The following is a 1956-nucleotide window of genomic DNA, read 5'->3' on the forward strand; positions in this document are numbered from 1 at the left end:
CTGCCCCGTCCACTTCCTTCTTATCCAGTAGCTCTTCCATCTTCTTATGGCCTTCTTCTTCGTCAGCCACGTGGATTGTGGTTACGCCTTCTGCCTCCAGAGTCCCGATGTAATACACATCGATTCCCATCTTGGCTGCCGCCTGAGCTCCAGCGATTGCATTGGCTTCACCGTGTTCACTACCCATGCCGGTTAGAGCGATCTTCGGTTTGGCAGCGAAGCTTCCGCTTTCGATACCTTCCGCGATCTCGAGAAAGGTGGACGCTACTAATTCATTTAAATTCTTAGCCATTTTGCGCCTCCTCTACTCTGCTTTATCTAGCATATTTTGCGCGAAGTCCTTTAAGGCTTCGGCGATTAGTTGTTTGACTTGGGCTTTATCAAAGCTGCCACCCTCGGTCTCGCCGCTATTAGGTTGCATAATAAAGGATACGCCGTCAAATAGGTTGGTCATCCGGCCAAGGAACAAGCTTCCTTTACCGATAATCATCGCTTTATTTACCTTGCCGGCTTTTATGTCTTCAAGTCCAAAGCCGATATAAGGTACACCCGATGGGATATGTCCCTGAGTAGGAGCCCAGCCGATCATCCCGTGGTTTTTAACGAAGTCATTTAAGTCTTTCGGAGTCATCTCCCCGCGCTTAGCAGCAAGAGCACCGATCATCTTGTAGTTAGCAAGGGGTACATCACCGGCACCTGCTGGTACGGTAATATCAGGGTTTTGCATCTCTGGCGAGTACTTATCGATATCCAAAATCTTAAGTCCACCCTTTTCTAGACCGGAGATTACCAGGCCAGTCATAACTGCCTGAGGAGCTGACCCTGTTCCCACGCTATGGCGTCCAAGAAGATCAAGGTTCACTTCTGGGCTAACGCCGTCATTTTCCGTAATCACTACGGCAAAGCCGCCTAAGCAGTCTTCAAGAACCGGAATCTCTTTCTTAATATGATCTTTTCCGTTCATACCTAGCTTTGCGGTACAACCACCACTGGTAACGATGACGGTTTTATAAGCACCTGATTTAACAAGAGCTGCTGCTTCAATGACTGCATGGGTCGGTGCTGCACAGAAACCTCTTAAATCTGAACCCGTCGCGTTTACAAGACCCGCTACTTCTGCCGCCGCTTTGGCGAAGTTACCGCCACCTCTTTGGTTCATGTCACCACATGCTTCTTCCGCGCAGTCTACTACGTAGTCTACGTCTTCTTTACGGATTCCCGCGTTCTTAACGGCATAAAGAAGCGCTAAGACGCTGGAAGCCTTACTCATCAGGTTCTCGTGCATTACGTGAGCCGATAAGTTGCTATCTATATCATGAGCTCGCTTCACGCAGCCCACTAACTTGCCATTGTGATATAACCCTTCGCTATGCTCCTCACTTACACTTCGCTCGATTTCACCTTGTTCTACCCCTTCGTGAATTCTGGCACTGATGTCTTCGGAGATAATCGGATTGGCCGCAAAGGTTTCTTTGTGAGAGGCAACAAACCCCTTCTCTAGGCGCACCACTTCGAACATATCCGAAGCTTGAACTAAGAGTAAGAATTCTTCCTGAGGCATAATTTCCCCAAACTTACCAAAGCGGTCTGCACCTTCCATTTTTTTGTTATACCAAGGAAGCTCTACTTCTCTTAGTTCGTCTGGATGTAGGTTTCCAATATAGGTCTGATTCGGATAATAATTCACTGCGTCTTCGAAGCTTCGCAGGTTCTTTGGTACTTCTTTCAAGTATTCAGACTCAGGATTCACAATTCTCTCGGTGGTCTGAGTGGTTCCGTTATGAAGTACCATATCTGGTGTATGTGCCAGCACGTAGCTGGCACCTTTTATTACACTATTCATCACATTTCTCTTTCCTTATTTCCATGATTAGTACTTGCAAAATTCGTCGCGAATAGCTTTCATTTCATTCACGATATCGTCAATGTCAAGAACCATTTCCATCATACTAATCT

Annotated in this window: 1 protein-coding gene and 2 pseudogenes; all 3 read right to left on the reverse strand. The window is 46.9% G+C overall.

Going from position 1 to position 1956, the window contains the following annotated elements:
- Positions 1–292, reverse strand: a pseudogene (locus tag NHH16_RS15285) (glycine/sarcosine/betaine reductase complex component C subunit alpha); the annotation flags it as partial.
- Positions 293–304: 12 nt separating this feature from the next.
- The gene (gene grdC, locus NHH16_RS15290) at positions 305–1843 is read right to left on the reverse strand and encodes a glycine/sarcosine/betaine reductase complex component C subunit beta (protein ID WP_262070456.1); all 1539 of its coding nucleotides are present in this window, start codon (positions 1841–1843) and stop codon (positions 305–307) included.
- Positions 1844–1870: 27 nt separating this feature from the next.
- Positions 1871–1956 (reverse strand): annotated as a pseudogene (locus NHH16_RS15295) (glycine/sarcosine/betaine reductase complex selenoprotein A); the annotation flags it as partial.

Source organism: Ohessyouella blattaphilus (assembly GCF_024721265.1).
Taxonomy (GTDB): Bacteria; Bacillota; Clostridia; order Lachnospirales; family Lachnospiraceae; genus Aequitasia; species Aequitasia blattaphilus_A.

What these genes read in the sequence shown, in the direction of transcription:
- grdC (WP_262070456.1), bottom strand. Translation starts at nt 1,843, where the DNA reads ATGAATAGTGTAATAAAAGGTGCCAGCTACGTGCTGGCACATACACCA.